Here is a 6,340-nt window from a genome sequence, read left to right as displayed (position 1 = left end):
CGAGGTCTTCCTCTTCGACGACGACCGCCGCTTCAAGCCGCGCACGCTGGACGATTAAGCGACAGCCCACGGTTCGCCGCCTGGAACCTGGGCCACAATGCCGCCCATGTTCTGGACGCTGCCAACCCTGCTGACCTGGGCCCGCATCGTGGCCATCCCGCTGATCGTCGGGGTGTTCCACCTGCAGATGACGCCCGCCCATCAAAACCTGCTGGCCACCGTCCTGTTCATCACGGTGGCCCTGACCGACTGGGCGGACGGCTACCTGGCGCGCAAGCTCAACCAGACCTCGTCCTTCGGCGCCTTCCTGGATCCGGTGGCCGACAAGTTCCTGGTCTGCGCGGCGCTGCTGGTGCTGCTGGAGCAGGGCCGCGTCGACGCGCTGGTGGCGCTGGTCATCGTGGGGCGGGAGATCGCCATCTCCGCGCTGCGCGAGTGGATGGCGCAGATCGGCGCGTCGCGCTCGGTGGCCGTGCACATGCTGGGCAAGCTCAAGACCACGGTGCAGATGGTGGCCATTCCCTTCCTGCTCTTCAACGGCACGCTGTTCGGCGTGATCAACACCGCCGCGTGGGGCACCTGGCTGATCTACCTGGCCGCGGTGCTGACCATCTGGTCGATGGTCTATTACCTGCAGAAGGCGCTGCCCGAGATCCGCGCCAAGGTGCGCTGAGCCATCCCCCCGCTTGTATCGGGACTTCCCCCTTGTCGGGGCCCGAGGGCAATGCGTCTAGAATCCGCTTCCCGCGCCGTTCGGCGGCCTGGCAAACCAATGAGGGGGTACCTTCGTGAACAAGTCCGAATTGATCGAGCACATCGCCAAGCAGGCGGACATTTCCAAGGCCGCCGCGGGGCGTGCGCTGGAAGCCGTGATCGGCGGTGTGAAGACCACGCTCAAGAAGAACGGGACGGTGTCGCTGGTGGGCTTCGGCACCTTCAGCGTCACGAAGCGCGCCGCGCGCACCGGCCGCAACCCGCGCACGAACGAGGCGATCAAGATCAAGTCGGCGAAGGTGCCGAAGTTCCGTCCGGGCAAGGCCCTCAAGGACGCCGTGAACTGACCAGTTCCCGGGCGCTTAGCTCAGTTGGTAGAGCGGCTCCTTTACACGGAGTAGGTCGGCGGTTCGAGACCGTCAGCGCCCACCAAACCCGAGGCTAGAATGCCGCGGCGCAAAGGCGAACCCCGGTTCGCCTTTGTCGTATGTGACGCCGCCCGATGGGCGGCCAGACGCGAGGCCGGCCCCTGCACCGGCCCGTGCGCGTCGACCCTTCCGAGATGACCCGAGGTTGTTGATGTTTGATTTCGTACGCAAGCACACGCGGCTGCTCCAGTTCCTGCTGCTGATCGTGATCCTGCCGTCCTTCGTGCTGGTGGGCGTGGAGGGCTACAGCCGCTTCATGGAGGGGGGCAACACCGCCGTGGCGAGCGTGGACGGCCACAAGATCACGCAGTCGGAATGGGACGCGGCGCTGCGCCAGCAGGTCGAGCGCATGCGCCAGCAGGCGCCGACGATGGACCCGAAGGTCTTCGACTCGCCGGAAGTGCGCAAGGACGTGCTGGAGAACCTGCTGCGCGAGCGCGTGCTGGCCGCGGTCGTGACCGACGAGCACCGCAACATCACCGACGCGCAACTGGAGGAGATCGTCCGCACCGATCCCCAGCTGGCGCCGCTGCGCGGCCCGGAAGCCAAGCAGATCCTGGCCCAGCAGGGCCTGACGGTGGACGGCTTCCTGCAGCGCCTGCGCCAGGAGCTGCAGATGAACGGCGTGCTGGGCCCGATCGCGCAGAGCGCGCTGCCCACGCAGGCGAGCGCCGGCCTGGCCTTCGACGCGCTGCTGCAGCAGCGTGAGCTGCGTTTCCAGAACTTCGCCGCGAAGGACTTCGCCGCGACGCTGACGCCCAAGGACGCGGACCTGGAGGCCTACTACAAGGACCCCAAGGTCTCGGCGAAGTTCCAGCTGCCCGAAAGCGCCGACATCGAATACGTCGTGCTGGACGCCGCCGCGCTGCAGGGCGGGGTGACGGTCAGCGCCGACGACGTGCAGAAGTTCTACGAGCAGAACAAGGCGCGCTTCACCAGCGACGAGGAGCGCCGCGCCAGCCACATCCTGATCAAGGCCGGTGCCGACATGTCGGCGGCGGACAAGGCCAAGGCGAAGGCCAAGGCCGAGGCCCTGCTGGCCGAGGCGCGCAAGAACCCGGCCGGCTTCGCCGAACTGGCGAAGAAGAATTCGGAAGACCCGGGCTCGGCCGCGAATGGCGGGGACCTGGACTTCTTCGGCAAGGGCGCGATGGTCAAGCCTTTCGAGGACGCGGTGTACGCGCTGAAGAAGGGCGAGATCAGCAACGTGGTCCAGTCCGACTTCGGCTACCACGTGATCATGCTGACCGACCTGCGCGGCGGCCAGGTGCGCCCGTTCGAGACGGTCAAGGGCGAGATCGAGTCCGAGCTGCGCAAGCAGCTGGCGCAGAAGCGCTACACGGAGATGGCCGAGGACTTCGGCAACACCGTGTATGAGCAGAGCGATTCGCTGAAGCCGGCGGCCGACAAGTTCAAGCTGACCATCCAGAAGGCGACGGTGCGCCGCAAGGCCGCGCCGGACGCGACCGGCCCGCTGGCCTCGGCCAAGCTGCTGGAGGCGGTGTTCGATGCCGACTCGCTGAAGAACAAGCGCAACACCTCGGCGATCGAGGCGGGCGGCAACCAGCTGGTGTCGGCGCGCGTGGTCGCGTACAACGCCGCGCGCGTGCCGGCGCTGGCCGAGGTCAAGGCGGCAGTCGCGGCGGCCTGGGTGCAGGACCAGTCGGCGGCGGCCGCGAAGAAGGCGGGCGAAGCGCGCCTGGCCGAACTGCAGAAGGGCGGCGACGCGAAGGGCCTGGGCGAGCCGGTGACGGTGTCGCGCGCCAAGCCGGGCGTGCTGCCGCAGAAGGCGCTGGACCAGGTCCTGCGCACGGATGCGTCCAAGCTGCCGGCCTATGCGGGCGTGGACGTCGGCGATGGCAGCTACCTGGTCGTCAAGATCGAGAAGGTGCTGCCGCGCGATCCGGCGCTGATCGATCCCAAGCGCGCGGCCGAGCAGTACGCGCGGGCGTGGAGCGCGCCGAGATGGCGGGCTACTACAACGTGCTGAAGAGCGAATACAAGGCCACGATCAAGCCGTCGGCGCTGGCGGCGACGGCCGCCTCCGCGCCGACGAACTGAGGGCGTCACGCTGAATGAAGCGGGGCGGCACTCGCGCGATTCGAATGATTTTCAAAAGAATCGCAGAAAGTGCTTCCCACAGAGGAGAGATTCAGCCATAATCTAAGGCTTCTCCGGTGGCTGTAGCTCAGTTGGTAGAGTCCCAGATTGTGATTCTGGTTGTCGTGGGTTCGAGTCCCATCAGCCACCCCACCGAATAGAAGAAAACGCCCGCAAGACGCAAGTCCTGCGGGCGTTTTGTTTTGTGCTCGTCATTCCGTGAATTCCATTCCGCTTCGAAGACTGCTGGCATTCCTGCTCGTCGTCATGCTTGGCATGACGGCCATCGTCGCGTTTCTCCACGTCTCGCGATCGGAGTCATTCCGGCTTCGCAAGGTTCATTTGATTCAATCCAACTGGATCGAGATCCAAACGACCTTCGGAAAGGGCAAGGGCAGCCGTGCTCGTGCGCTCGAGGTCCTCGCGGTCGACGGCCAGCACGCGTTGCGGATCGTCGACCGTGACCTGGAACGGGCGCAGGCCTTCGTCGACCGGCACGCCCCTGGCGCTGAAATCGAGGTGTGGCGCTCCCCGGACGGCAGCCAGCTGCACGCGCCGGAGCTCGCTGACCTGGCGCCCTACGGTTTGGGACTGTTCATTGCCCTGGTGCCGGTCGCGATGCTGTCGGCACTGCTGACGCTTCGGACGAAGCCGCGGCCGGCGATACAGCGGGCCGCGGCCTGGATTACCAGGCGTCGTCCTTGTCGCGCTGGATCAGCTCCTCCTCGCTGAGCTTCAGGTCATGTCGCGCCGCGCGACGCACGCTCAACGCCAACAGGCCGATCAACACGACGGCCGCTCCACCGCACACGAGCAACGCGCTCCATCCCGACATACGTCCATCCCTCACCTTGTTGTGCGGAGGAATGTAGCGGAGGCATCAGCGGGGCGTGATCGCCAATTCAGGGGGATGCTCCGCGCTCCGCACTTCGTGTGGCGCGGCTGCATCTTGCGGAATTGCGACCTCGCTTCGGCGCCCCGATGCCGCTGGCGCGCGAAGTCGCTCATCAACGCTTCATTGAAGTGAAATTCGCGCTCGCATGACGACTTCCTGAGGCTTGCGCGACCCGCGCTTGACCCCCTCTTGATCTGGCTAACAGCCCGATACCAAACGCCATTTCGAGGGTCAACGACTGGCACCCACCCCCCGTTGGCGGGACATCACAGCCACCCTGGATGTCCCTCCATGCGCATCTCCTTCCGTCTCACCGCGCTGGCGACCGCGGCGCTCGCCACGCTCCTCGCCGGATGCGTCGCGCCGTCGCACACCGTCGTCCATGCCGATGCCTCCTACCGCGTCGCGCCGGTCTGGACACCGCCCCCTCCGGAACCCGTCATCAGCGTCCAGGTCGAACCGCCGCTGGTGCAGCCGGCGCCCGTCCTCGTCGACGTCGCGCCGCCGCCGATGCTGGTGGAAGTGCCGCCGCCCCAGCCTTATCCCGGTGCCGTCTGGACCGGCGGTTATTGGGGCTGGCAAGGCCGCTGGGTCTGGTGCGCGGGGCGGTGGGCATCGCCGCCGCGCACCGACGACGTCTGGGTCCAGCCCTATTACGAGCATCGCGATGGCGCCGTCGTGTTCGTCTCCGGCTTCTGGGCGGCGCGCGGCGTGGCCTTCGTGCCGCCGCCGCCGGGACTGCATCTCTCGATCCAGGTCGCGATCGGCGGAGGAACCCGCCCCGTCGGCCCGATGGGCGTGTTCGTGCCGCCGCCGCCCGGGTCGCGTCCGGGCCTCATCGTGCCGGCGCCGATCGGCACGCCGCCGGCGGTCGTCGTCAGCGCGCCGCCGGTGACCAACGTCGGCATGCGCATCCAGAACAACACCACGCAGATCAACCACACGGTCATCAACAACACGGTGAACAACACGACGAACGTCAACAACGTTCGCAATGTCACCAACATCACCAACGTCACGATCGTGGCGCCGCCCGGATCGACCGCCGACGGCAAGGCCTTCCATGGCGATGTGCCCGCGGCCTCGCACCTGGCCACTGCCAACGGCGGACATCCTGCCGCCTTCGGGGCGGCGCCACAGGCCATGCCGACCTCGGCGTCAACGCCGATGCCACCGGGCCATCCGGCACCGCCGCTGGCAGCGACCGGCCTGCCGCCATCGACGCGGCCGACATCGGATCCCGCCGCCCTGCAGCATGAGCGCGACCTGCAATTGTTGGAACGTCAGCAGCAAGAGCACCAGCAACAAGAACGCCTGCTGCAGGAGCGCCAACAGCAAGAACGCCAACAGCAGGAGCGTCTTCAGCAGGAGCGTCTTCAGCAGGAGCGTCAGCAACAGGAGCGTCAGCAGCAAGAGCGCCAACAGCAGTGGGGCCAGCAACAAGCGCATCAACAAGAGCAGCAGCAACGCGAGCGGCAGTTGCAGGAGCAGCGTCTGCAGCAGCAGCAACAGCAGCGCCAGCAATGGGAACGGGCGCAAGCGCGCGAGCAGGGCCATGAGGACTCACGCGACGGCAACGCGGCGCCGCATCGCCCGCCGGCCAGTGCGCCGTCGCGCGAGGCCGGTCGCCCGGACGACCACCGCCGCGATGCCCGCGACGCCGAACGGGCGCACGCCCACGGGCAGGACCGGTCGCGTGAGCAGGAACGAGAGAAGGAGAAGGAAAAGGAGAAGGACCGCGACCGCTGACGCGCGCGCGCATCCCTAGAATCGCGCCGCATGTACCGACTCCGACTCACGCTCGCGCTGTCCGCCATGCTGGCGCTGGTCTGCCTCCAGGCCGGCTTCGTCTACCTGGGCACGGTGCGCGTGGATGGCTACGCGCGCCACAGCCGCCTGACCAGCGACCTGTTGTCGGAGTTGCTGGACCTTTCCGCCAACAAGCAGCGCCTGCGCAACTGGGCCGCCCAGCAGGTGATGGGGGCCGGCGCCACCGACGCCGCGCGCGAGCGCCTGCTCGACGCGATGGATGCCAGCGTGCGGCGCCTGGACGAGGTGACGCGCCGCCATCTCGAGTCCTGGCAGGACATCGCCGAGCGCGACGGCGTCCCCGTCCCGGCGGAGGCCACGCAACTGGTGGACATCAGCGCGCTGCTCGGCGAGAGCCTCGTCGAGTTGCGGCGCCAGCTGCGCGCGCTGACGC

The 6,340-nt window shown here is 67.5% G+C and carries 5 protein-coding genes, 2 tRNA genes and 1 pseudogene; all 8 read left to right on the top strand.

What is annotated here, in order from left to right; all coding sequences use genetic code 11:
* Window positions 1-106: 106 nt before the first annotated feature.
* The gene (gene pgsA, locus FUT87_RS22310; protein WP_091733749.1) at window positions 107-673 is read left to right on the top strand and encodes a CDP-diacylglycerol--glycerol-3-phosphate 3-phosphatidyltransferase; all 567 of its coding nucleotides are present in this window, start codon (window positions 107-109) and stop codon (window positions 671-673) included.
* Between the two features lie 115 nt (window positions 674-788).
* Complete coding sequence (locus FUT87_RS22305) at window positions 789-1,061, top strand: HU family DNA-binding protein (RefSeq protein ID WP_067270581.1); 273 nt, start codon at window positions 789-791, stop codon at window positions 1,059-1,061.
* 9 nt (window positions 1,062-1,070) lie between these two features.
* Window positions 1,071-1,146, top strand: a tRNA-Val gene (locus tag FUT87_RS22300).
* A gap of 147 nt (window positions 1,147-1,293) precedes the next feature.
* Entirely contained in the window at window positions 1,294-3,132 is a 1,839-nt protein-coding gene (locus FUT87_RS22295; RefSeq protein ID WP_255511965.1) for a peptidylprolyl isomerase, read from the top strand.
* 187 nt (window positions 3,133-3,319) lie between these two features.
* A tRNA-His gene (locus FUT87_RS22290) sits at window positions 3,320-3,395 on the top strand.
* A gap of 66 nt (window positions 3,396-3,461) precedes the next feature.
* A complete protein-coding gene (locus FUT87_RS22285; protein ID WP_147242429.1) occupies window positions 3,462-3,974 on the top strand; it encodes a hypothetical protein in 513 nt (170 codons plus the stop codon).
* 454 nt (window positions 3,975-4,428) lie between these two features.
* The gene (locus FUT87_RS22280) at window positions 4,429-5,886 is read left to right on the top strand and encodes a YXWGXW repeat-containing protein (RefSeq protein ID WP_147242428.1); all 1,458 of its coding nucleotides are present in this window, start codon (window positions 4,429-4,431) and stop codon (window positions 5,884-5,886) included.
* A gap of 30 nt (window positions 5,887-5,916) precedes the next feature.
* Window positions 5,917-6,340, top strand: a pseudogene (locus FUT87_RS22275) (two-component sensor histidine kinase); the annotation flags it as partial.

The sequence above is a fragment of the Mitsuaria sp. TWR114 genome, assembly GCF_007997345.1.
Note: the sequence above shows the minus strand (reverse complement) of the source record. Positions and strands in the feature narration are given on the sequence as shown.